The sequence below is a fragment of the Nocardia sp. NBC_01499 genome (assembly GCF_045040275.1).
Lineage (GTDB): Bacteria > Actinomycetota > Actinomycetes > Mycobacteriales > Mycobacteriaceae > Nocardia.
In genome coordinates this window covers 5,978,775-6,001,828 of sequence record NZ_CP109426.1, presented here as the reverse complement: position 1 = coordinate 6,001,828, position 23,054 = coordinate 5,978,775, and the positions used below count along the sequence as shown (strand labels likewise).

General features: G+C 69.1%; 15 protein-coding genes. 8 read left to right on the top strand and 7 right to left on the bottom strand.

Features of this window, described 5'->3' with window-relative positions; all coding sequences use genetic code 11:
- From OG203_RS27435 to dnaK, 4 genes are read right to left on the bottom strand one after another with little or no spacing between them, the layout of a single operon-like run.
- On the bottom strand, nt 1-408 hold the full coding sequence (locus OG203_RS27435) for a heat shock protein transcriptional repressor HspR (RefSeq protein ID WP_405160141.1): 408 nt from the start codon (nt 406-408) through the stop codon (nt 1-3).
- Nucleotides 408-1,568 carry a molecular chaperone DnaJ gene (gene dnaJ, locus OG203_RS27430; RefSeq protein WP_405160140.1) on the bottom strand — a complete coding sequence of 387 codons (1,161 nt, stop codon included), beginning with the start codon at nt 1,566-1,568 and terminating at the stop codon, nt 408-410. Before dnaJ ends, OG203_RS27435 begins: the two co-directional genes overlap by 1 nt.
- A 24-nt stretch (nt 1,569-1,592) precedes the next feature.
- A complete protein-coding gene (gene grpE, locus OG203_RS27425) occupies nt 1,593-2,273 on the bottom strand; it encodes a nucleotide exchange factor GrpE (protein ID WP_405160139.1) in 681 nt (226 codons plus the stop codon).
- Nucleotides 2,270-4,117: a molecular chaperone DnaK gene (gene dnaK, locus OG203_RS27420; protein WP_405160138.1), complete on the bottom strand. Its 1,848-nt coding sequence runs from the start codon at nt 4,115-4,117 to the stop codon at nt 2,270-2,272. The genes grpE and dnaK overlap by 4 nt, the downstream gene beginning before the upstream one ends.
- A 343-nt stretch (nt 4,118-4,460) precedes the next feature.
- Here dnaK and OG203_RS27415 point away from each other — a divergent pair, with 343 nt between their 5' ends.
- Entirely contained in the window at nt 4,461-6,062 is a 1,602-nt protein-coding gene (locus OG203_RS27415; RefSeq protein WP_405160137.1) for an FAD-binding oxidoreductase, read from the top strand.
- 68 nt (nt 6,063-6,130) lie between these two features.
- The gene (locus OG203_RS27410; protein WP_405160136.1) at nt 6,131-7,288 is read left to right on the top strand and encodes a zinc-binding dehydrogenase; all 1,158 of its coding nucleotides are present in this window, start codon (nt 6,131-6,133) and stop codon (nt 7,286-7,288) included.
- A 4-nt stretch (nt 7,289-7,292) separates the two neighbouring features.
- Here OG203_RS27410 and OG203_RS27405 read toward each other — a convergent pair whose 3' ends face one another.
- The 3 genes from OG203_RS27405 to OG203_RS27395 all read right to left on the bottom strand — a co-directional run bounded on the left by OG203_RS27405 (nt 7,293) and on the right by OG203_RS27395 (nt 13,285).
- Nucleotides 7,293-8,831 (bottom strand): dynamin family protein, encoded by a 1,539-nt coding sequence (locus OG203_RS27405; protein ID WP_405160135.1) that lies wholly within the window; start codon nt 8,829-8,831, stop codon nt 7,293-7,295.
- Between the two features lie 76 nt (nt 8,832-8,907).
- Nucleotides 8,908-10,773, bottom strand: a complete 1,866-nt coding sequence (locus OG203_RS27400; protein WP_405168021.1) for a dynamin family protein — start codon at nt 10,771-10,773, stop codon at nt 8,908-8,910.
- 55 nt (nt 10,774-10,828) lie between these two features.
- Complete coding sequence (locus OG203_RS27395) at nt 10,829-13,285, bottom strand: IniB N-terminal domain-containing protein (protein WP_405160134.1); 2,457 nt, start codon at nt 13,283-13,285, stop codon at nt 10,829-10,831.
- Nucleotides 13,286-13,578: 293 nt separating this feature from the next.
- Between OG203_RS27395 and OG203_RS27390 the strand changes: the two genes are divergently transcribed.
- From OG203_RS27390 to OG203_RS27365, 6 genes are all read left to right on the top strand, one after another.
- Nucleotides 13,579-15,273, top strand: coding sequence for an Hsp70 family protein (locus OG203_RS27390; RefSeq protein ID WP_405160133.1), 1,695 nt, complete (start codon nt 13,579-13,581; stop codon nt 15,271-15,273).
- Nucleotides 15,266-17,890 (top strand): LuxR C-terminal-related transcriptional regulator, encoded by a 2,625-nt coding sequence (locus OG203_RS27385; RefSeq protein ID WP_405160132.1) that lies wholly within the window; start codon nt 15,266-15,268, stop codon nt 17,888-17,890. Before OG203_RS27390 ends, OG203_RS27385 begins: the two co-directional genes overlap by 8 nt.
- A gap of 48 nt (nt 17,891-17,938) precedes the next feature.
- Nucleotides 17,939-19,048: a hypothetical protein gene (locus tag OG203_RS27380; protein ID WP_405160131.1), complete on the top strand. Its 1,110-nt coding sequence runs from the start codon at nt 17,939-17,941 to the stop codon at nt 19,046-19,048.
- A 166-nt stretch (nt 19,049-19,214) separates the two neighbouring features.
- Nucleotides 19,215-20,573, top strand: a complete 1,359-nt coding sequence (locus OG203_RS27375) for a S1 family peptidase (protein WP_405160130.1) — start codon at nt 19,215-19,217, stop codon at nt 20,571-20,573.
- 109 nt (nt 20,574-20,682) lie between these two features.
- The gene (locus tag OG203_RS27370) at nt 20,683-22,008 is read left to right on the top strand and encodes a S1 family peptidase (protein WP_405160129.1); all 1,326 of its coding nucleotides are present in this window, start codon (nt 20,683-20,685) and stop codon (nt 22,006-22,008) included.
- 140 nt (nt 22,009-22,148) lie between these two features.
- Nucleotides 22,149-23,036 carry an NRDE family protein gene (locus OG203_RS27365; protein WP_405160128.1) on the top strand — a complete coding sequence of 296 codons (888 nt, stop codon included), beginning with the start codon at nt 22,149-22,151 and terminating at the stop codon, nt 23,034-23,036.
- The last annotated feature ends 18 nt before the right edge of the window (nt 23,037-23,054 follow it).

Genomic DNA, 23,054 nt, shown 5'->3' with positions numbered 1-23,054 from the left:
TCAAATACCACGGCGATTACGCGGTTGCCACACCACCAGTGCGGTACTGCGTTGCGGCGGCGAAAGATCGGGCCGATAACCCGATCGCAGCCGGTCCAGCTCGGCCGATAGTTCGGCGACGCGCTGTTGCAATTCCTCGACCTGGTTGGTGAGTTCGATGATGCGCTTGACGCCAGCCAGGTTGACGCCCTCGTCCTGAGACAGCCGCTGCACCTCGCGCAACAGCTCGACGTCCCTGGCCGAGTAGCGTCGCCCGCCGCCCGAAGTCCGTTGTGGCGTAACCAGTCCAAGACGGTCATAGGTGCGCAAGGTCTGCGCGTGCATGCCCGCCAGCTGGGCCGCCACCGAGATCATGAAGAACTCGACGCGCGACGAACCGCCGCCCGCCTGCTTCGGATCATTGGACATCAAGCACCTGCCCATCCTGCCCGTGGGTCGAATCCGCTGGCCTTCTCCGCCTCCGCAAAGCGCCGCAGCGCCTCGGCCGCGTTGTCGTCCAGTTTCTGTGGCACCGCGACCTTGACGGTGACCAGCAGGTCACCGGCGCCGCCGCCGCGCTTGGGCACGCCGCGACCGCGTACCCGAAGGATGCGGCCGTCCGCGGTGCCAGGTGGCACCTTGACGCCGACGCGCCCCTCCAGGGTAGGCACGGAAACCGTTGTGCCGAGAACCAATTCGCTGTAGCTGACCGGCAACACCAGGGTCAGATCGTCGCCGTTGCGGCCGAAGACCTTGTCCTGGCTGACGTGCACGCTGACGAACAGGTCGCCAGACGGCGCGCCACGCAGGCCCGCCTCGCCCTGTCCGGCCAGCCGAATCCGTTGTCCGTCACTGACTCCCGGGGGAATCCGCACCGTGATGGTGCGCGTGCGGTTCTGGATGCCGCTGCCGTGGCAGTCGACGCACGGGTCATCGATGATCGAGCCGGTGCCCCGGCAGTCATCGCACGGCTCGCTGAAGCCGAACGCGCCCTGGTTGCGGCTGATGATGCCGGTGCCATTGCAGTTCGGGCAGACTCGCGGGCTGGTACCCGGCTTGGCGCCGCTGCCGTGACAGGTGGTGCACGGCGACGGGCTCGTCATCCGCAGCGGGACGGTGACGCCCTGCGCGGCCTCGCGGAAGCCGAGGGTCGTCTCGGTCTCCACATCGGCCCCGCGGCGCGGGCGGCTTGTCGTGCGCTGCCCGCCCCGGTTGAACAGGCCGCCGAGCAGGTCACCGAGGCCACCGTCGCCGGCGTTCGCGCCGCCGAAGATGTCGCCGATGTTGAAGTCCTGCGAAAAGCCGCCCGGCGCACCGGGGGTGAACCCGCCACCCCGTGGATAGCCGCCGCCGGCGAACAGCTTGCGGGTCTCGTCGTATTCCTTGCGCTTGGCCGGATCCGACAGCACCGCGTGCGCTTCGCTGACGGTCTTGAACCGCTCCTCGGCCTTGGTATCACCGGGATTGGCGTCCGGGTGTAAGTCGCGAGCGAGCTTGCGGTACGCCTTCTTGATCTCGTCCTGCGAGGCGCCGGAGGAGACACCCAGTTCCTTGTAGAAGTCCTTTTCGATCCACTCCCGTTGACTCACCGGATATCTCCTCCTCTCGCGTTTCTATTGTTTGTTCGCGCCGGCATCAGCGTCCGATGCCTCGGTCGGATCAGTGGTGGCCACATCGGCCACGCCATCGGTTACCCCGACAAGCGCGTGCCGAAGCACCCGGTCGCCGAACCGATAGCCCTTGCGCATAACGATGCCGATCACCGGATCGAGTCCGGAGCCCTCGTGCTGCACGGCCTCGTGCAGGGTCGGGTCGAAAGGCTCACCCGCCGAACCGAATTCCTCTAGCCCCTGCTTGTGCAGCGCGGTGGCCAGCTTGTCGGCCACCGACTTGAGCGGTCCGGTGTCCAGGTCGCCGTGTGCCCGCGCCCGATCGAGATCGTCGAGCACACCGAGCAATTCGGTGACAACGGCGGACTTGGCGGTGTCGATCGCGCTCTTGCGGTCGCGTTCGACGCGGCGCCGGTAGTTGGCGTACTCCGCGGTCAGCCGCTGCAGGTCGGCGGTGCGCTCGGCGAGCTCCTTGCCGATGGCGTCGGCAAGCGGCTCGGCACCCTGCGCGGCGCCGATGCCGGACTCGGTGCCGTTCCCGGCGTCCTGGCCGGACCCGGCGGCGGTTTCAGCCGCCGCCGGTTCCCTGATCTCACCCGTCTCCGGATCAATCTTGCGATTGTCGACGAAGGTGATCGGCTCTTGCTCGGAGTTGCGCTGCTCCGAATTGTTGCCGTGGGTCACTTCTTCTCCGTGTCCACCGGCTCGTCGACAACCTCGGCGTCAACGACCTCGTCATCGGCGCCGGAGGCCGAGGATCCGTTGCTGGACGCGGCCGATTCGTTGGCCGACGATTCGTAGATCGCCTGGCCGAGCGCCTGCGACTCGGTCGCCAGCTTCTCGACGGCCGCCTTGACCGCGGCGATGTCGGTGCCCTTGAGCGCCTCGTTCGCCTCGGCGATGGCCGCCTCCACCTTGGACTTGATGTCCGCGGGGACCTTGTCCTCGTTTTCCTTGATGAACTTCTCGGTCTGGTGCACCAGCGACTCGGCCTGGTTGCGGGTCTCGGCCTCCTCGCGGCGGGCCTTGTCCTCGGACGCGTGCTGTTCGGCGTCCTTGACCATCCGGTCGATCTCCTCCTTGGACAGGCCGGAGCCGTCCTGGATCTTGATCGTGTTCTCCTTGCCGGTGCCCTTGTCCTTCGCGGTCACGTGCACGATGCCGTTGGCGTCGATGTCGAAGGTGACCTCGATCTGCGGCACGCCGCGCGGGGCCGGCGGGATGCCGGTCAGCTCGAACGAGCCGAGCAGCTTGTTGTGCGAGGCGATCTCGCGCTCACCCTGGAACACCTGGATCTGCACCGAGGGCTGGTTGTCGTCGGCCGTGGTGAAGGTCTCCGAGCGCTTGGTCGGGATGGTGGTGTTGCGCTCGATGAGCTTGGTCATCACGCCACCCTTGGTCTCGATGCCAAGCGACAGCGGGGTCACATCGAGCAGCAGGACGTCCTTGACCTCGCCCTTGAGCACACCGGCCTGCAGCGCGGCGCCGACGGCGACGACCTCGTCCGGGTTGACGCCCTTGTTCGGCTCACGGCCGCCGGTCAGTTCCTTGACCAGCTCGGAGACGGCGGGCATGCGGGTGGAGCCACCGACGAGCACAACGTGGTCGATGTCGGCCACGTTGATGCCTGCGTCCTTGATCACGGACTGGAACGGCGCACGGGTGCGGTCGAGCAGGTCCGAGGTGATCTTCTGGAACTCGGCGCGGGTCAGCTGCTCGTCGAGGAACAGCGGGTTCTTGTCCGCGTCGACGGTGATGTAGGGCAGGTTGATCGAGGTGCTCTGCGAGGAGCTGAGCTCGATCTTCGCCTTCTCGGCGGCCTCACGCAGCCGCTGCAGCGCCATCTTGTCCTTGGTCAGGTCGATGCCGGCACTGGCCTTGAACTTGTCGACCAGCCAGGTCACCACGCGCTCGTCCCAGTCGTCACCACCGAGGTGGTTGTCACCGGAGGTGGCACGGACCTCGACGACGCCCTCGCCGATTTCCAGCAGCGAGACGTCGAAGGTGCCGCCACCGAGGTCGAAGACCAGGATGGTCTGTTCCTTGTCGCCCTTGTCCAGGCCGTACGCCAGCGCGGCCGCGGTGGGCTCGTTGACGATGCGCAGCACGTTCAGGCCAGCGATCTGGCCCGCTTCCTTGGTGGCCTGCCGCTGGGCGTCCTCGAAGTACGCGGGAACGGTGATGACCGCGTCGGTGATCTCCTCACCGAGGTAGGCCTCCGCGTCGCGCTTCAGCTTCATGAGCGTGCGCGCGCTGATTTCCTGCGGGGTGTACTTCTTGCCATCGATCTCGACGGTCCAGTCGGTACCGATGTGGCGCTTGACCGAGCGAATGGTGCGGTCGACGTTGGTGACGGCCTGGTTCTTGGCCGGCTGGCCGACCAGCACCTCGCCGTTCTTCGCGAAGGCGACGATCGACGGGGTGGTGCGCGATCCTTCCGAGTTGGCGACGACGACCGGTTCTCCGCCTTCGAGTACGGCGACGACCGAGTTCGTGGTCCCGAGGTCGATTCCGACCGCACGAGCCATTGTTGTTCCTCCTATTTGACGTACTTACTGGTGTCGGTGCTGGGCAAGTGTCGCCCTACGGCCAGGTGTCACCCCGGCCGCGAGACCTCGCCCCAAGCACCTGACGGAGCACGGTCCCAGCAACGCTGAGCGTGGTCGGCTCAATCCTGCCCCCAATTATCACCGGGAGTCAACTCAAACTTGAGTCCGACACACTCAACACTGTCGAATAGCTCAACGGCCGACCGCCGAGGATCATTCCCGAACGCCGACCCCAATTTCGTCGTTTCCGATTCTCGTCCCCCGGACCGGCCCCGGCTACCCCGTGGTGCAATAGCTCCGCAGCGGGTGGAGAGGAGTCACGGTGTCGACGAAGACGCGGTCATGGTGGGGCTGGGGCAATGTCGAGGACGCGGTCGACGGCGCGGAGCGGGCGGCGCTGACGGCGCGCGTCGCCGCGATCCTGCCCGGTGCCGAGCTGACCCCGCACGAGCCGCCGACGATCGAGTCGCTGGCGCTGCCCGAACCACGCATCAGCGCGCCCGACGCACTTGCCGAGTTGGTTTCCGTCGACCCCGCCGATCGCGCGGCGCACGCGCATGGGCAGGCGTTCCGCGATGTGGTGCGAAATCTGTTGGGCGAGGTGCGAACTCCGCCCGATCTCATTGTCCGGCCGCGTACCGAGGCCGACATCGTCGACGTGCTCGACTGGGCGAGCCGGGCGAATGTCGCCGTAATCCCGTTCGGCGGTGGCACTTCCGTGGTCGGCGGGGTGGAGCCGCGGCTCGACGGCGATTTCGCCGGTGCGGTGAGCCTTGATCTCGGGGCACTCGATCGGGTGCTCGAGATCGATCGCACCAGTCGCGCGGCCCGGATTCAGGCCGGTGTGTTCGGGCCCGCGCTGGAAGACCAACTGCGCGAGGCGAAGCTGACGCTGCGGCACTTTCCGCAGTCGTTCGAGTTCTCCACGCTCGGCGGCTGGCTGGCCACCCGGGCCGGTGGGCACTTCGCGACGCTGTACACCCACATCGATGACCTCGTGGAGTCGATGCGGGTGGTGACGCCCGCCGGTGTCAGCGAATCCCGGAGGTTGCCAGGTTCCGGCGCCGGGCCCGCACCGGACCGGATGTTCCTCGGTTCCGAGGGAACGCTCGGCGTGATCACCGAGGCGTGGGTGCGCTTGCAGGACCGGCCGCGGTGGCGCGCAACGGCTTCCGTGCATTTCGACGACTACGGCCAAGCGGTCGCGGCCACCCGCGTCATCGCACAGTCGGGCCTGTATCCGACCAACTGCCGACTGCTCGATCCCGCCGAGGCATTCCTCAATGCCGGTGCGGCGACCGAGGGCGGGGTGCTGGTGCTCGGCTTCGAATCCGCCGATCACCCGACGCGGCCGTGGATGGAACGCGCCGTCGAGATCGCCGTCGAACACGGCGGCACGCTGCCCGAACCCGTGCGCTATTCGGATACCGACGCCAACACCCACGGCGGCGGCACCGTCGACACCTGGCGCTCGTCCTTCCTGCGCATGCCCTACCAGCGTGACGCGCTCGCGGCGCAGTCGATGATCACCGAGACCTTTGAAACCGCCTGCACCTGGGACACATTCGAGGCGCTGAAGATCGCCGTGACCACCGCGGCGAACGACGCGATCCGCGCGGTAGGCGCGACCGGTGTGGTCACCTGCCGGTTCACCCACGTCTATCCGGACGGGCCCGCACCGTACTTCGGCATCTACGCCGCTGGCCGCTGGGGTAGCACGGTCGCGCAGTGGGATGAAATCAAAGCTGCTGTTTCCGAAGCACTCTCGGCCGAAGGCGGCACGATCACACACCACCATGCGGTGGGCAGGGATCACCGGCCCTGGTACGACAAGCAGCGCCCGGACCCGTTCGCGCTCGCCCTGCGCGCAGCCAAGTCCGCCCTGGACCCGGCGGGCATCCTGAATCCGGGTGTACTGCTGTGAACGTACTACGCGCCAGGCAGTGACCCGACCAGTAGCGTGGGTGGCGCTGCCGAGTCGAGGAGTTCACTATGCGAGCCGCCGTCGTCACCAACTCGAAATTCGAGGTCACCGACCTGCCGACGCCGATACCGGGGCGCGGGCAGCTGCTGATCAACGTGTCGCGCTGCGGCATCTGCGGTTCCGACCTGCATGCCCGCGGCCACGCCGACGAGATGGCCGAATTGGGCGTGGCCACCGGGTACGACTCGTTCATGCGGTCGGACCAGAGTGTGGTGCTCGGCCACGAATTCAGCGGTGCGGTAGTCGATTACGGGCCAGGGTGCCGCAAGCGGTGGGCGGCGGGCACGCCGGTGGTGTCGTTGCCGATCGTGCGGCACGGGTCGAAGCCGCAGCTGACCGGTCTGTCGGTCGAGGCGCCCGGTGCTTACGCCGAGCAGGTGGTGGTCCAGGAGTCCATGACCATGCCGGTGCCGAACGGGTTGTCCGCCGAACACGCCGCACTCACCGAGCCCATGGCGGTGGCCTGGCACGCGGTGCGCAGGGGACGAGTCGGCAAGGGGCAGAACGCATTCGTGATCGGCTGCGGACCCATCGGCCTCGCGGTGATCAGCATGCTGAAGGCTGCGGGCGTGCGCACCGTCGTGGCAAGCGACTTCTCCCCGCGCCGCAGGGAACTCGCGACCGCGTGCGGCGCCGACATCGTCGTCGACCCCGCCACCGACTCCCCATGGACCGCCCCCAAACGCGGCCGGATCAACGGCGTCACCGACATTCTCAGCCTCGGTTTCGACACCATGGATCGCCTGCGCCGCGTCCCGAACCTGCCCTGGTGGTACGTCTTCCGCCTCGCGCACACCCTCAACGCCGGCCCGTCCGGCCCGGTCATCTTCGAATGTGTCGGCGTCCCAGGAATCCTCGACCAAATCCTCACCGCGGCACCCCCACTATCCCGCGTGGTCGTCGTCGGCGTCTGCATGGAAACCGACCGCATCCGCCCCGCCATGGCCATCAACAAAGAAATCGAACTCCGCTTCGTCCTCGGCTACGACCCCGGCGAATTCCGCGACACCCTCCACCTCCTCGCCGAAGGCAAGGTAGACCCTTCCCCCTTGATCACCGGCACAGTAGGCCTCGACGGCATAGAAACCGCCTTCACCACCCTCGCCAACCCCGAACACCACGCCAAAATCCTGATAGACCCAACAAGCCCCGCCGTCACCCCCTGACGACCTACTCGGGCAGCTGGGTGAGGGTGCCTTCGGCGCTGCGGGCGGCGGTGAGGCAGGCGGTGGTGGTGAATTGGTCGGCGAGGGGGTGGCGGGCGCGGGTTCGCCATTTGCGGACGGCGGCGACGGCTTGGTCTCGTTGTATCGAGGGTGTGGCGTCGATCGGGAGGCCGAGGCGCAGGTGGGGTGCTATGCCGGAGCCGCCGATCAGGCGGTGCAGTTCGGCGAGATCGGCCGGGGGTAAGGCTAATTCGTCGGTACGCAGGCGGCCGAGCAGGCGGAGTTCGGCGAAGCCGTGCACGTCGGCGAGGAGGGTGCGCACGCGGGGCAGGAGTGCGTCGGCCTCGCTGCCGGGGTAGGCGGTCAGCACACGGGCGAGGGCGGTGAGGGCGGAGTGCGCCTTGAGTTGGTCGGCGCGCTGGCCGAATTGGACGTCGAGCACCGAGCGCAGTTCGTCAACGCCGCTGCGGTTGGTCAATTCCGCTGCCAACGTGGCGGAATCGCGCACGCCGAGCCGAATCAGGGTGACCGCCATCCGAATACCGAACAGGCCGAAGCGTTCCGCGAGCTGAGCCCTGAGCTCAGGCGCCACCGGCAACGCGACATCGGGGCGCGCGAAACGATCCGCGGACAGCAGTGCGGTGCTCAGCTCGTCGACCGGGACACCGGCCAGCGCCTCGAACGCCGCGTACTCCTGCTGACGCAGCGTCGCCGCGGCGAACGCGAGCAGCCCCGCGACCGGAATCACGGCCTGGCACAGGCCCGTTCGCTCCAACTCCCCGGCGAAGCGGGTCGCGACGTCGCGCGCGGAATGCAGGGCATCGATCCGGCCCGCGCCGATCTCGTCCGCCCTGGAGACCACGCCGACGACACCGAGCGGACCGGAAACACCCTGCGCCGCACCGGTTCCGGCACCAACCCGCTCGAGGAATCGGACGTCGGAGGCATCAAGCCTGCGCAGCAGATACACCACCGCGTCGGCACCGGGAACGGCGACGCTCTGCTCCGCGTCCGGCGTGAGCAACCGGGCCGTGCGCCGCGACACCTCCCGCGACAGCGACGAGGTACCCGGCGTATCGATGATCGTCGTGTTGGCCAGCGCCGCCGCTGGCCATTCGACCTCGAGGTGATCGACCTCGCGCGGCGCCGCCGCGTTCCAGTTCAACCGGTCCAGGTCGAAGGTCAGCCCGTGGGTTCCGCCGCCGCGACGCACCACCACATTCGCGCGGGCACCGTCGCCCGCGTGTGCCGTCACGCTCGGAGTCGAACCGTAGCGATACCAGGTGACGACCCTGGTGCACTCGGTCGCATCGGTAGGCGCAATGTCCTGTCCAACAAGGGAATTGAGCAGTGTCGACTTGCCTGCCTTCAATGAACCGGCCAGCGCGATGCGCAACGGTTGATCCAGCCGACCGGCACAGTCGGCAAGCAGCGCCCTCGGCCTCGGCTCGCTCGCCAACGCCGCCCGCGCCGCGCCAACCAGCCGATGCGCCTCGGCAACAATCCCCGGCGCCGCGCCGGTCACTCGCTGACGCTCGCTCACGACTGCGCCTCGCTGACGCTCGGCTCCGTCGTTCGCGAAGGCGCGCTGTGTCTTCGGTTCACTCGCTGACGCTCGCTCACGAGGCAACCGTACCCACGGGCGCGCTCGGCAGCGCGGCCTGCATGGCGTCGGCGTAGCGGCCGAGCTGGGCGACCACGTGTAGCTGCCGCTCGAGCATCGTGGCGCGCTCGGCCCTGCGGGCGTTCGCCATCGTCGCCGCCTCCTGCGCGGCCCGCAGCGAATCGTCGATCGAGCGCAGGCTCCGCTCGGCCACCCCGGCATAGTGGTCGCGCAGCGCCCGATGGATGCGATGCAACCGGTCCTTGGATTCCTTGCCCGTCTGGAACGCCACATCGTCGACGAACCGGCGGACGGCGACCTTCGCCTCGTTGCGGCGACGGGCCAGCCTGGCCTGCTTGTCGTCACGGAAAGCCTTGCCGCCCACCACGAGTCCGGCGCCGATCGAGATCGGGTTGAGCAGCGCGAGCCCGGCGAAGGTGCTGGCGAGACCGATCATCAACACACCACCGTAGGAGCCGCGCATGCCTACGAGCAGTTTGCTGCCGAAGCCGATATCGGGCTCCAGGTCGGCGAGGGTGCCAGCGCCGACATGACTGCCCTCGACGGCCGCGTCCGGGCGGACGTCCGGCAGATCGGCGGTGCCGACCTCGGTGAAATGCTCGGCGACCCGCTGCGCGAGTTGCAGTGCGCGCGCGTGAGTCCACAGCAGGTTGTCGCCGATCGCCGTATCGATGGTGCCGGTGAGGTATTCGGCGATGCTGTCCCAATGCCGTCCAGGGTCGTGCTCGTCGATCCACTCCTCGGTGGTTCTGGTGATGCCGCGCAACCGATCTCGCAGATCATGGTCGACATCACCGGCCAGGTCGGTGATGCCGTCGGCCAGGGTCTGCTGCCACGCGGCGGTGCGGCGGTGCAGTTCCTCGGCCGAGGTCCGCGCGGTCTGCAGTTCGCGGACCGCCGCCGCGCCGCGGGCCGGATCGCGCACCGCCACCAGCTCGCTGCCAAGCGCCAGCGCCAAATGCTCGGCGGCGGAACGGATATCGCGGGCCACCGCGGCACGGGTGGCGAGCTGGTCGCGGGCGACCACCTGATCACGCAGGAATTGGTAGAGCACACCGAAGCCCGATTCGATGCCGAGCTGCTTGTCCTGCAAGCGCAGCGCATGGCTGCGCAGCAACGAGGACACCGCGATCATCGGCACGTCAAGGCCGGCCTTGGCGAGATGGCCCTGGTCGGCCTCGTACACCTGACGCCAGTGCGGGTACAGGTCGGTCTTGCTCACCAGTAGCGCGACGGTCGGGCACAGTTCGCGCACCTGGCGCAGGAACGCGAGTTCCGGCTCGGTGAGTTCGGTGGACGCGTCGGAGAGCACCAGCACCGCGTCGGCGGCGGGCACCATGCCGAGCACGCTTGCGGCGTAAGAACTTCCGTGCCCGCCGACGCCGGGGGTATCGACGAGCACGATGCCGTCGGCGAGCAGGGCGTTGGGCACCTGGATCTCCAGCCGCAGGATCCGCCGCCCTTGCGCCTGCGGGGAGCGCGCGGTGATCGTGCCGATCTCGTTGATCGGCACCGGAACTCGGGTCTCCTGGCCGCCGGAGTCGCCGCCGGGACCGGCGAGCACCAGCTCCGCCTTCGGCTCGGGGCCATACGCGAGCAACGTGGTGATCGTGGTGGTCACGTCGTCGCCGACCGGGCAGATCTCCAGATTGAGCAGCGCGTTGACGAACCTGCTCTTGCCCTGATCCAGTTGCCCCGCAATGACGATGCGACGCCGCGGGTCCCGGACCCGATCGGCGGCCACCTCTAGGCGGCCGACCAGATCGTTGCGACCCGCGGCGCGTGCGGCCGCGATGGTTTCGCCGAGTACCGACAGCAGCGGTACCGCCGGTGGCGTGGCGTTCGGTGCGGGCGTCCCCATCGCGGTATCGACCTCTTCCAGTGCAGCGGGCATTGTCAGTGCGGTGGCGTCGCGGTCAGTGCAGCATCGCGTCGCCGGTCAGATCGGCACCGGCAGCGCCGGTCAGATCCGCGCCCGCGTGCGTATCGCCGAACAATCCCGAGTCATGCGCACCGGCAGTACTGTCAAGCCCCGACCCGAACGCACTCGAAACATCAAGCGAAGACCAGGCGTTCGAAACCGACCCGATACCGCCAACCAACCCGGCCCCGGTATCCACCGCGCCATGCGTAGCGCCACCGAACGAACCATCAAGTCCCGCACCGGTATCCACTCCGCCGTGGGTCGCACCGTCGAGCGAACCACCCAGGGATGCGCCGGTATCCACAGCCCCTTGCGCAGCGCCGCCGAGCCCGGCACCGGTATCGACTGCGCCATGCGTGGTACCACCGAACGAACCACCGAGGCCCGCGCCGGTATCCACAGCCCCATGCGTTGTGCCATCGAGCGAGCCACCGAGAGACGCGCCGGTATCCACTCCGCCGTGGGTCGCACCGTCGAACGAACCACCAAGGGTCGCACCCGTATCCACAGCCCCATGAGTAGCACCACCGACCGAACTACCCAGCCCCGCAGCAGTATCCACCGCACCGTGGGTCGCGGCACCAAGTGAACCGCCCAGGCCCGCGCCGGTATCCACTGCGCCAGCGACACCTGTGGACAAACCCGCACCGAGGCCCGCGGCCGAACTGAGCCCGGTCGACAGGCCGGTTTCGAGACCGGTCGCCGCATGTCCGCCAGCCTCGATGCCGCCGCCGAGACCGGTCTCCAGACCTGTCCCCACCTGCGCACCAGCGCCAGCCGCACCGTCGAGACCTGCGGAAAGACCGGCGTCCATCGCGGTCCCGAGTCCCGTGGACAATCCGGTCACCGCGTGCGTGCCCGCGTCAACCGCGCCACCGACCTGGGCACCGGAGTTGAGGGCACCGTCGAGACCTGTGGACAACCCCGAACCCACGTGTGCGCCAGCGTTGATCGAACTATCCACACTCGTCCCCAACCCGGCACCGAGATCGGCACCCAGCTGCGTGCCCGCGCCGAGCACCGCGCCCGCACTGCCGGAAAGCCCGGTCTCCAGACCCGAACCGACCTGCGCGCCCGCGTCCACCGCCGAGGACAACCCGCCACCGACCTGGGCTCCGGCGCCGACCGCCGCGCCGAGTCCGGTAGCCAGGCCGGTTTCCAGGCCCGCCGTGGCCTGCGCGGCCGAATTCGCCACGCCACCAACGGTTGTGGACAATCCACCACCGAGCCCGGTGGATACATCGGCATTCAGATCGGCCGCACCGTGCGTGACAGCATCGAGTCCGGTCGACAATCCGGCCGCCGCCTGGCCGGTCGCGTCGAGCGCACCGCCGACACCGGCCGACAAGCCCGTCGTCCCGCCGAGGTTCGCCGCCGCGTCGGCCGTCGCACCCAGCCCGGTGGACAGGCCACCCGCCAGCTGAGTCCCGGCATCCACAGCGCCCTGCAGACCAGTGGTCACACCGGCACCCGCACCGATCGCCGCGTCGAGACCGGTCGCCGCACCCTGCAAACCAGCACCAAGATCGGCGCCAACCTGGCCGCCCGCGCCAAGAGCGGCATCGAGGCCGGTGGAAAGTCCGGCCGTGGCCTGTCCCACCGCGCCGAGGGCACCGCCGACACCTGTGGACAGACTCGTTTCGAGCCCTGTCCCCGCGTGCAGCCCGGCATCAACCACACCCTGCGCGCCCGCGCCGATACCGGTCACCGCCTGCCCCGCCGCTCCGAGAGCGCCGCCGACCGCGGCCGACAGATCCGCACCGATACCCGCGGCGGTCCCGATCCCCGTGGAAAGACCGGCACCGATGCCCGCAACAGTGCCGACTCCTGCGGAAAGACCCGCACCAAGATCAGCACCGATGTCAGCAACCGCCCCGACTCCCGCAGACAGACCCGCACCAAGATCAGCACCGATGTCAGCAACCGCCCCGACTCCCGCAGACAAGCCCGCTCCGAGACCGGCGCCGATGCCCGCAACAGTGCCGACTCCCGCGGACAGATCCGCACCGATGTCAGCGACGGTGCCGAGTCCCGCGGACAGGCCCGCACCGAGATCGGCTCCGACCTGCAGTCCGGCGCCGATCGCCGAGTTCAGCCCCGCGTTGAGGTCGAGGCCCGTGCCGACCTGTCCGCCCAGGTCGATGCCGAGGTCGGCACCAAGGTTCAGCCCGGCATCGGTCGCCGCGGCCGCGCCGACGGTGCCAGCGGCACCGAGCAGGGCGGCGGCACCGGTCTGAGCGCCAGCGGCGACGATCGCCGACAGCTGGGAGCCACCCGCGACCAGCGCCGACTCGGCGACCATCGGGGCGACGGCGGCGATATCCTCCGGCGTGACGGCGGGCAAACCCGCCGCCACCAGCGCCTGCGTCGGGTTGGCGCAGTAGCCGACCGCCGCCTCGTGATCGCGCAGCAGGTTGAGGATGAACTCGAGAATCGCGTTGGGTGTCATCAGAAAATCTCCTGAGAGCCGGCGGACCTCCGCGATCCGCATCGTTGGAATGAATTTCACGCTAGGGGCGCGACTCGTTACGCGAAACGGGGGCGACCCCCACAACTCACCCGCGCCCGCCCTTAGGGGCATCCACGGCATTAGGGGAATTTCCCCGCAACTTCCCCCGAAGCGGTAACGGCGGACGCCCAGCAACCGAAACAACGGTTGCGTCGGCGAGCTAGTACCGCCTTCCGCACTCGGACTAGACAGCAGCGACACCGGACCACAGAGTTTTCGAACGGGGTTCACGAATGACACAGCGTCTGGCGCTCGGCATCACTGTCGGGTCGTCGAATTCGGTCGCCGTGGCGGCAGCGCAGGATGACGGCGGCGACGTGGTCAGCCATCCCAGCGTGCTGCGACTGGCCGCCGACACGCCGCCCGCCTTGGGCACCGCCCCGCGAACCACCGCACGGCACGCCGACGACGTGCTGCTCGAGGGTTTCCTCGCCAGGGTCGGCGATCCGGTGGACATGCTCGCCGAGGACGGCACCGCGCATTCCGCCGCCGACCTCGTCGCCGCGGCCGTTGCCTGCCTGATGGACGAGATCAGCACGGATGCCCGCGAATACGGCACGACGGTGGCCTGCCACCCGGCGTGGTGGTCGCGGCACACCGTCGAGATCCAGCGCGCCGCCCTCGATCGGGAGGGCCTGCGCGAGGTGACCCTGGTGCCAGAACCGGCCGCCGCGGTCCGCTGGCTGGAATCCGCGCACGGCCAGCTCGGCGACGGCGCGGTGATCGTGTACGACCTCGGCGCCTCCGGCCTTACCGTCTCGGTGGTGCGCACCGGCGACCACGCGAGCCTGCTCGGCACACCGCTGCGTACCACGGACATCGCCGGTGCCGAATTCGATCTGCTGACCATGCGCTACGTGCTGGCAAACGCTGTGCTCGCAAATGATTTCGATCCGTTCGACCCGGCGGTCGAACGGGAATTGTCGGCATTGCGGGAGCGCTGCAGAACAGCGAAAGAAGAGCTCTCGATAAATACCGCGACGGTCGTGCTCGCGCGGTTGAATCCGGCGGACACACACAGCGGCAACGTCCGTTTGGTTCGCGGCGAACTGGAGGATCTGCTCCGCGGGCCGCTGCAGACCTCGATCGACCTGGTCCGCGACGCGGTGCACCGGGCAGGGCTCGACATCGGCGATATCAGCCAGGTCCTGCTCACCGGTGGCGGCGGCGCGATCCCGTTGGTCGCCGAGCTGATCTCGACCGAATTCGGACTTCCGGTGGTCGCGGCCCCCGAACCGGCGCACACCAGTGCCCTCGGTGCCGCCGCGCTCGCCGCGGATCTGGCGACCGCCAGTGTGCCGGTCGCACCGCCGGTGTCGACCGCGCCGACCACCAAAGAGCTTCCCTCAGTGGCGATCTCGGCCCTGCCGAAGGACGCGGCACCGCGCAAGCCGCGGTTCAGCGGCAGGCAGCGCGCCGCCATTGTCGGTGCCGCCGCGGTCCTCATCGGGTTGCTCGCCACCGGTACCGTCGCGATCGGCACGGGCGCCCAGCCCGGCCCGAATCCGGCCTCGACCGAACTCTCATCCCCGGCACACGCGGCGGAGATCGCCGCGACCACCGGTCCGCGAGATCCGGCCGATCCCAACTCGCCGGTCGTCGCGACGGATCCGACCACCTCTGCGGCGAACCGCCCGAAAGCCGATGCGGGGCAACCCGGTTCCCCCGCCGCGACGACGGTGACCGTGGTGAACAGCCAGCCCGCCGACCCCGCCGCACCACCCGCGGCACCCGGCGCGCCACAACCGCAGCCCGCACCAGTGCCAGTCCCGGTGCCCGCACCGGGTAACTACCCCGCACCACCGTCTCCACCGCAGGCGCCGACCCTGCCGACCGGCGTACTGAAGGACCCGATCGACACCGTCGGCAGCACCGTCGGCACCGTGCTGCGCGCCCCCGGCCAGATCCTCGGAGCAAACGGTGGCTGACATCGCGTTCGACACCCTGCCGTCCGCGCGCGAGATCCTTCGGGAACTGGAGTCCGCCGACCACGAGCCGGTCGTCTACCTCATCCGCGGCCGCTCGCAAACCGGTAAATCGACGCTGCTCAACGAGATTCGCTCCCGCCTGCGCGCACGCGGCATCGCACTCCAGGACGCCCCGACAGTCGAGACCGGGCACGCCGGCGCCGATCCGATCAGCGGCTCCGCCAACGGTGCCGGCACCCACGCGGCCCCGAACACGGACCCGCGCCCGGCGCTGATCGTCGACAACGCCCACACACTGAGCCATAACGACCTCGAATACCTTTGCAGCACAGTCGAATCCGGACAGCGTACGGTAGTCATCGCGGCCCAGCCGCGCCCGCACGACCTCCGACTGCGCGCGCTGGCCGACACCGTCGCCCGGCGCGGCCGGGTGGTGGATCTGCGCGCCCTCGGCGTCGCCGACATCGCCCCGTTCGCCAGGGAACTCGGCATGATGGTGCCGCGCCAGGTGTCCCAGCACATCCACCGGCAGACCGACGGCATCCGCGGCGGCGTGGTCGCCGCGCTGACCGCCGCCTGCTCGGCCCGGCTCGACGCGGGCATCGGCGCGGTCGACGCGGCCGTCGCCGCCTGGGCGCGCTCACTGCTGGACAACCTCGCACCGGACCTGCTGGAGACCCTCGTCGTCGCCACCACCGGCGCTGGCCTGGACGCCAGCGAACTCACCGAAGTACTCGGCGTGGACCCCCTTGCCGCACAACATCTTATTGATCGGGCACGCGCTAGCGCGCTGGTCACCGATGCCGACCTGCTGCTCACCCCGGCCGTCGGCCCGCTGCGCACACTGCTCGGCGACCGCCGCTTCGTCGCGGTCCAGCGCAAACTGCTCGGCGCGCGACTGGACGCGGGCCTGCTGCGCGACCACACCGCGCTACTGCTCGCCGAATCCGGCGTCCGCGACCCGCGCCTGGCCGAATTCCTCTCCGCCGCAGCGGAAAAGGCGGGCCATGAGGCGGTGCGCTACTACGCGGCCGCCGCGGCGACCGGTGCCGACCCCGACCTCATCGCGCTGCGCTGGGCCGAGGCGGCCGGTCGCAACGGCGACGGCGAGACTGCCATGCGACTGGCCGAGCCGGTACTGGCGCGCTCCGGTGTGTCCAGCGCGGACCTCGCCGACGCGGTGCGGATCTGCGCCGCGGCACTGACCCGGCGCGGGCTGGTCGCCCGTGCGGCCCAACTGTATTCGTGGCTCGGCGCGCAACGCGTCGGCGCGGACTGGGCTATCGGGGCGACGGTCCTCGCGCTCGCGGGTGACGTGTCCGGCGCCGCGGCGATGTCCGGCTCGGCGACGCAGTGGCCGCCGACCGAGGCCAACGCCCACGCCAGGCTGATCGCCACCGCACTGACCGGCTCTCTTGGCGGACCCGGCGGCGATCGCGGAATCCACGCCACCCCAACGCTATCCGCGAGTGGCACGGCCACCGCGGTCTCCGCGCTCGTGCAAGCCGCGCACGCCGATTCCGGCGTCGACCGATTCCTGCCATGCACGGCGGTGTCCATCGCGACACTGCTCTGCCTCGGCACCGGCGAGCCACGCCGGGCAGGCGACGCGTTGCGCAAGGCCACGGCCAGCGGCCTGCGCTGTCACCAACTCCAGGTGCTCGCGGCCTGGTCGGCCATGCTCGGCGGGGACGAGCGCGCCGCCGCCGCGACGGTCGCCGCGCTCGACCACGATTCGCTCGACGTGCGCGACCGCCTGCTCGCGCACGGCGTCGCGGTCGGCCTGGCCAGGCGCACCGGCGATCATGCCGCGCTGTCGCGGGCCTGGCAGGCGGCCTACCTGATGTTCGACGACGTGGAGGCCGACCTGCTCGCGCTGCTCCCGATCGGCGAATTGTGGCTGGCCGCAATCCGATTGCGCGACGAGGGCCGTATCGCGCCACTGGTCGACTCCGCGCTTGCCCTGCTTCGCCGACTGGATGAACCGCCCGCCTGGTCGAACGCCTTCCACTGGTACGGCGTGCAGGCCGCGATCCTGCACGAGAGCCCGCAGGAGCTGCTACCGCACGCCAAACCGCTGAAGGCCGCGGCCGAAGCGGGCGACCGGCACGCCGCCGTACTGGCCGACGCGGGCCGCACCTGGGTGCTCGTGCTGCGCGGCGAGGTATCGGTGGCGCCGGTCGAGGCGGCCGTCGCCGGATTGAGCGAGATCGGCATGACCTGGGACGCCGCCAGGCTGGCCAGCGAGGCCGCCCTCGCCGCGGCCGATTCGGCGAGCGCGACCGCGCTGCTCAAGCTGGCCCGCACGGTCCGCGCCGACGCCAAACCGCAGGACCCGATCCTGCCGTCGAGCGCGACGCCACCGCAGCTCGGCGCAAGACCCGCCCCAGATCCGGCGGTCGGCGAGCCAACCGCGATCCTCAGCGAACGCGAACGCGAAGTCGCCGAGCTGGTACTGCTCGGGCTGACGTATCGTGAGATCGGGGCTCGCCTGTACATTTCCGCCAAGACGGTCGAGCATCATGTCGCCCGTATTCGGCGTCGGATCGGTGCCCGGTCCCGATCGGAGTTATTGTCGATGCTCCGCGCCATGGGACACGGCTCCCTGCTGGTGTGACAGAGCGTGCGGATTCGTCAGCCGGAAAGCCGAAGCGAGGTATCGAGGATGGCCACAGGGGTGGGCCTACGCATCGCCGAGGACGAGTGCACGGCGGCGATCGTCACCGACGGCGGCGAAGAACCGTTGTTCATCGTTCGCGAGTCGCTGCTGTACATGTCCGACGACGGTGACGCCACACTAGGCGGACCGCCACCGGACGAGAACGCCCATGCGATCACAGGCTTCGCGCTCGCCGTCGGCGACCCCGCTGGCATCTCCGTCGACGACGGCGAGGCCTACCGGGCCGAAGACCTGGTGGCGACCGCGCTGTTCTGTCTGATCAACCTGACCGCCGACCACCTCAACGGTCCGGCCGAGTTCTACGCGACCCATCCTGGCGACTGGCCGCGCGAATACGTGCAGGCACTGCGCGACGCGCTGGACTACCTGGGCCTGCGGTCCGTGCTGCTGGTCAGCGAGGCCGACCTGCCGAGCATCGAGGCGGGCGCGCCGGGCAGCACGTACGCCTACGACGCCGCCCGCGCGGCATTGGCCGCGGTGCTCTCCACCCCCGCGGGCAGTACGCCGCCCGACCCGACCCATGCCGAGAATTCGACGGTGGACACCGTCATCATCCCGGCCGTGCCCGCGTCCGAATCGCAGCCGCAGGCGTACTCGGCGGCCATCCCGATGGCCGAACCCGTAGCGACAGCGGAAACCGCCGCGCCGCAACCACCACCGGCCAAGAAAACCGGTGCGGCGAAGGACCGTAAACAGCTCCCGCTGTTGATCGGCGCCGCGGCGCTCATCGGACTCGTGCTCGGCGGCTTCGTGGTGGCCGTGCTGTTCCGCGACGACGGCAATACGCCGGTGCCGCCGATGCGTGACGCCAAGTCCGATCAGGTGTCGGTGAGCCCGACGCCGCCGCCCGCACCGCCGATCAACTTCCCGACCGTGCCGGTGCCGCCGCCGACCACCGAGCCGCCGGTCACCATCACGACAACCACGCCGCCGCCGGAGACGACGACCCCGCCACCGACGACGACAACAACAGAGCCACCGACGACGACGCCGAGCACGACAACACGCCAACGGCCGACCACCACCACGCCGCCTTACCAGCCGCTGCCGCAGATTCCGACGATCCCTGGCCTGCTCATACCGGGCAGTCGGTGATTAGTAGAGACCTTCCCCGGTTTGTGCCCTAAAGTGATGCGCTGACCGGTGTTGTCGGATGAATTGCAGGCGCCCGGTCTGTTGCTGGAGGACGACTGTGAGCCAACGGATTCCAGGCCCGTTGCCGCGGATTGAGCTGGCACGTGCGTGCCAACGAAGGGATTTCATGCGCAAGTTGGTGGCGCGCCGCGCCACGGTCAAAGCTGTCGCCCTCGCTTCGACCGTTTTTCTCGCACCCTTGCTCTGCACGACGACGGCCGCGGCGGCCCCGGCGACACCCGCGCAGTTGAATGCCGACGCCCTGCCGCCGGAACTGGTGCAGGCAATCGGGCGCGACCTGAAGATGACCCCGACGGAGTACCTGGACCGTGCGGCCCGCGCCCAGCAACTGCGCGACTACGCCCACGATTTCCGCTCGGAACGCCCTGAGTCCTTCGCGGGCGCCTGGATCGGCACCGACGGCAAGCCCGTCGTCGCGGTCACCTCGCTCGACGCCGCCAAGATCGCCTCGGCCGACGGGTACCAGACCCGCCTCGCCCCGGTCTCCGCGGACGGATTGGAAGGCTCGCTGATGCAACTGAATCAGTGGATCACCAGCCTGCCGCGCGATATCTCCACGGCGATCAACTCGGTCGCCGTCGACTTCCTCAACAGCCAGCTGGTGCTCAACGTCGCCAACACCCCCGCGGGTCATCTGCTGAACCTGCCGACCCTGATCGCCAACATCAAGGTCATCCTGTCGCCCGGTAGCGGCGGCGCGGTCGAGCGGCGGCCGATGGGCGGCGACACCTACATCAGCGCGCCGGTCTCGCTGCACGACGCCTCGCTCAAGGGCGTCGACGTCTGCTCCTTCGGCTTCAACAGCGTCGACGCCGCGGGCAACGCGCTCAACATCAGCGCGGGCCACTGCGATCCGAACGTCGACAAGGACAGCCAGGACGCGACCGTCTACTACCCCAACGTCAAGGACATCCCGAACAGCCTGGAGCTCGGCAGCTTCGTCCAGGCGAAGCTAGGCGGGCAGAGCGCGCTGGACTACTCGGTGATCAAGCTGAACGACCGTGCGGTGCGCGCTGGCATGGACCAGCCGACGGTGCGCGGCGCCAACGGCACCACCATCGCCATCACCGGCACCGCCGAGCCGATCACCGGTGCGCCGGTGTGCAAGTCGGGGCAGTCGTCCACCTTCACATGTGGCTTCGTGGTGGCCGATCGGGTCGAGACCCAGCTGTACACCTCGGAGGGCCAGAGCAAGATCGTGCGCGGCTTCGCGAGCTCGGCCTGCACGCTCGGCGGCGACAGCGGCGGCGCGATCGTGTCCGGCACCCTCGCCCTCGGCATCACCAGCGGTTCCAACGCGGCCGAGGCACCGGACTGCAACGAGGCCAATGTCGCGTTGGCCCAGTACGGCGGCACCGCGAGCCTCGGCATTCCGATCCGTCCGATCCTCGCCGATATCGACGCGTCCTCGGGCGGCGGAGTCGGCGGCGGCATCTCGGTGCGCACCCGGCCCAACGCCGGATAAGGCGCGCCGGGCGCTGTTGGCATCGGCGCGGCGAAAAAAAGTGACTACCAAACGAACCAGAGCGTCGTTATAAGTAGGCATACCGCGCTGGAGCCCATATAGTCTGGGCATGCTCCTGCCACGTATAGGTCATCTCCGATCAGCTGCGCGACAGACCCGGGTCCGAAAATCAGTTATCGCCGCCTCGGCGGCGATACTGCTGTTCGGGCCGACGGCGGCAGTGGCGACGGCACAACCCGATCCGGCGCCGAGTCTGCCCGCCGAACTGGTTGCCGCCGTCGCACGAGATCTGAAGATCTCCCCGGAGGAGTACCTGCACCGCGCGGACGTGGCGCAGCAGGTCGCCGGGTTCGCCACCAACGCGCAGCGGCAGTACCCGGCGGTCTTCGCCGGTTCGTGGCTCGACGACGGCGGTAAGGGTGTCGTCGCGCTTGCCCAGGGTCCCGGTACCGATGAGGCTCGAAAGGCCGCGCAGTCAGCGGGTTTCGAGGTCCGCAACGTGGCGAAGAGCGAGTCGACGCTGCGCGGTGAGAAGACCGCGTTCCAGCGTTGGCTCGACGGCCAGCCGGAGGCGGTGTCGGCCCTCGTGCGTGGCGTGGTGATCGATACGGTCAACAACAGCATCGCGGTGCGCGTCGACAAGCCCGGCCTGCCGATGCCGAACTTCGTCGACCCGGCCAGGGTCATCGTGATGGCGCCGCCGGTGGCCGGTGAGCAGGGCACGCTGCAGGCCAGCGATATCGCCGGCGCCGCGAACGGCACGCTCGCGGGCGGCGACGGCTACGCCTCGGTCGCCGGCCGCCTCTCGCTGCGCTGCTCGCTCGGCTTCAACGGCATCGACCGCAACGACAACATCGTGAATATCACCGCGGGCCACTGCAATCCGGACATCCCGTCCGCGGGCACTGACAACGCCGCCCGGGTGCACGAGCTGAACGGTGACCGGCTCGGCAACGAGCTCGGCCGGTTCGACAAGTCGATTCTCGGTGCGCAGGACTACTCGATCATCCGGATCGCGGATCAGGCCCGTGGCCGCTTCAGCAACAACGAGGTCCGGGTGCCCGGTGCCCCGTCGCTGCTGATCAACGGCGTCGCTACCCCCGTCGTCGGTGCGCCGGTCTGCAAGTCCGGTTCGCGAACCGGCTACAGCTGCGGTGTGGTCAACGCGGTCGACCAGACCGTGCAGGTCGGCGATCGTGAGCTCACCCAGGCCTTCTCGGCCAACATCTGCGCCCTGCCCGGCGACAGCGGCGGCCCGATCGTGTCCGGCACGCAGGCGCTCGGCATCTCCAGTGCCTCGTCGGTGGCCGACTACCCGATCTGCGAGATCCCCAACCTGATCGGCGCACTGACCGGTAACGCGCCGCAGCTGTTCGCGCAGCCGGTGAGCGTGGTGCTCTCCGACAACCCGGGGCTGCGGATTCGCACCAACTAGTCCCAGACCGTCGAAAAGGCCGACAGCGTTGCGCTGTCGGCCTTTTCGCTGTTTCGAGGGCACGTCCTACCGGCCTTGCGCGTCCCATCGCGTCGCCAATGCGCCGCTGCGCCCGGCAATGTTCCGGCATCCTGGACTACATGTGTTTGGTGTTGATCGGCTGGCGGGCGCACCCGGAGTATCGGCTGATCGTCGCGGCCAACCGCGACGAGTTCTACTCCCGGCCGACCGAGTCCATGCGGTGGTGGCCCGAGGTGCCAGGCCTGCTCGCTGGGCGCGATCAGGGGGCAAAGAACAAGGCCGAGGGCGACCCGCCGGGCACCTGGCTCGGGCTTACCCGAGAGGACAAGGGCCGCAACCGATTCGCGACGGTGACCAATGTGCGTAACCCGAAGGATGACCGCGGCGACGCCCGTTCCCGCGGTGCGCTGCTGATGGACTTCCTGCGCGGCGCCTCGGCGCGCAATCCGGGGGTCGAGTTCCCCGGCCCGGAGAAGTACGTGCTCGACGTCGCGGCCGCACCCGACGACTACAACGGCTACAACCTGGTGGTGTCCGACCTGGAATCGCTGTGGTGGCACTCCAATCGCAGCGCCGCGCCGCCGAAGGAGCTAGCTCCCGGCTTCCACGGCCTCTCCAACGGCACATTCGTGAGCTCGGCAGGGCTGAACCCCGGAAATACGGATTTGACCGCCCCACAGCCCATCTGGCCCAAAGTACGGTGCGGTGTGACGGAGCTGCGTGCGGTGGTGGAGTCCGAGCCCGGTGCCATCGACCGCTATTTCGCGGTATTGGCCGATCGCACCAAGGCAACGGAAGCGGAGTTGCCGAACACCGGGGTCGCGCGGCGGACGGAGCGGATGCTGTCGTCCCGGTTCATCGCCGACGCCGCACACGGCACCCGGGCGAGCACGGTGCTGCTGGTGCGCGAGGACGGCTCGTTCGAGATGGCGGAGCGGTCGTTCGGGCGGTTCGGGCGGCGTAAGGGCGCGGTGTCGTTCAGCGGCACCCTCGATCTTCCTGCCTGACAAACGACACCGGCCCGT

Bases quoted from the DNA above. Each gene is read 5' to 3' on its own strand.
- OG203_RS27435 (WP_405160141.1), bottom strand. From the start codon at position 408: ATGTCCAATGATCCGAAGCAGGCGGGCGGCGGTTCGTCGCGCGTCGAG.
- dnaK (WP_405160138.1), bottom strand. From the start codon at position 4,117: ATGGCTCGTGCGGTCGGAATCGACCTCGGGACCACGAACTCGGTCGTC.
- OG203_RS27410 (WP_405160136.1), top strand. From the start codon at position 6,131: ATGCGAGCCGCCGTCGTCACCAACTCGAAATTCGAGGTCACCGACCTG.
- OG203_RS27400 (WP_405168021.1), bottom strand. From the start codon at position 10,773: ATGGGGACGCCCGCACCGAACGCCACGCCACCGGCGGTACCGCTGCTG.
- OG203_RS27395 (WP_405160134.1), bottom strand. From the start codon at position 13,285: ATGACACCCAACGCGATTCTCGAGTTCATCCTCAACCTGCTGCGCGAT.
- OG203_RS27390 (WP_405160133.1), top strand. From the start codon at position 13,579: ATGACACAGCGTCTGGCGCTCGGCATCACTGTCGGGTCGTCGAATTCG.
- OG203_RS27380 (WP_405160131.1), top strand. From the start codon at position 17,939: ATGGCCACAGGGGTGGGCCTACGCATCGCCGAGGACGAGTGCACGGCG.
- OG203_RS27375 (WP_405160130.1), top strand. From the start codon at position 19,215: ATGCGCAAGTTGGTGGCGCGCCGCGCCACGGTCAAAGCTGTCGCCCTC.
- OG203_RS27370 (WP_405160129.1), top strand. From the start codon at position 20,683: ATGCTCCTGCCACGTATAGGTCATCTCCGATCAGCTGCGCGACAGACC.
- OG203_RS27365 (WP_405160128.1), top strand. From the start codon at position 22,149: ATGTGTTTGGTGTTGATCGGCTGGCGGGCGCACCCGGAGTATCGGCTG.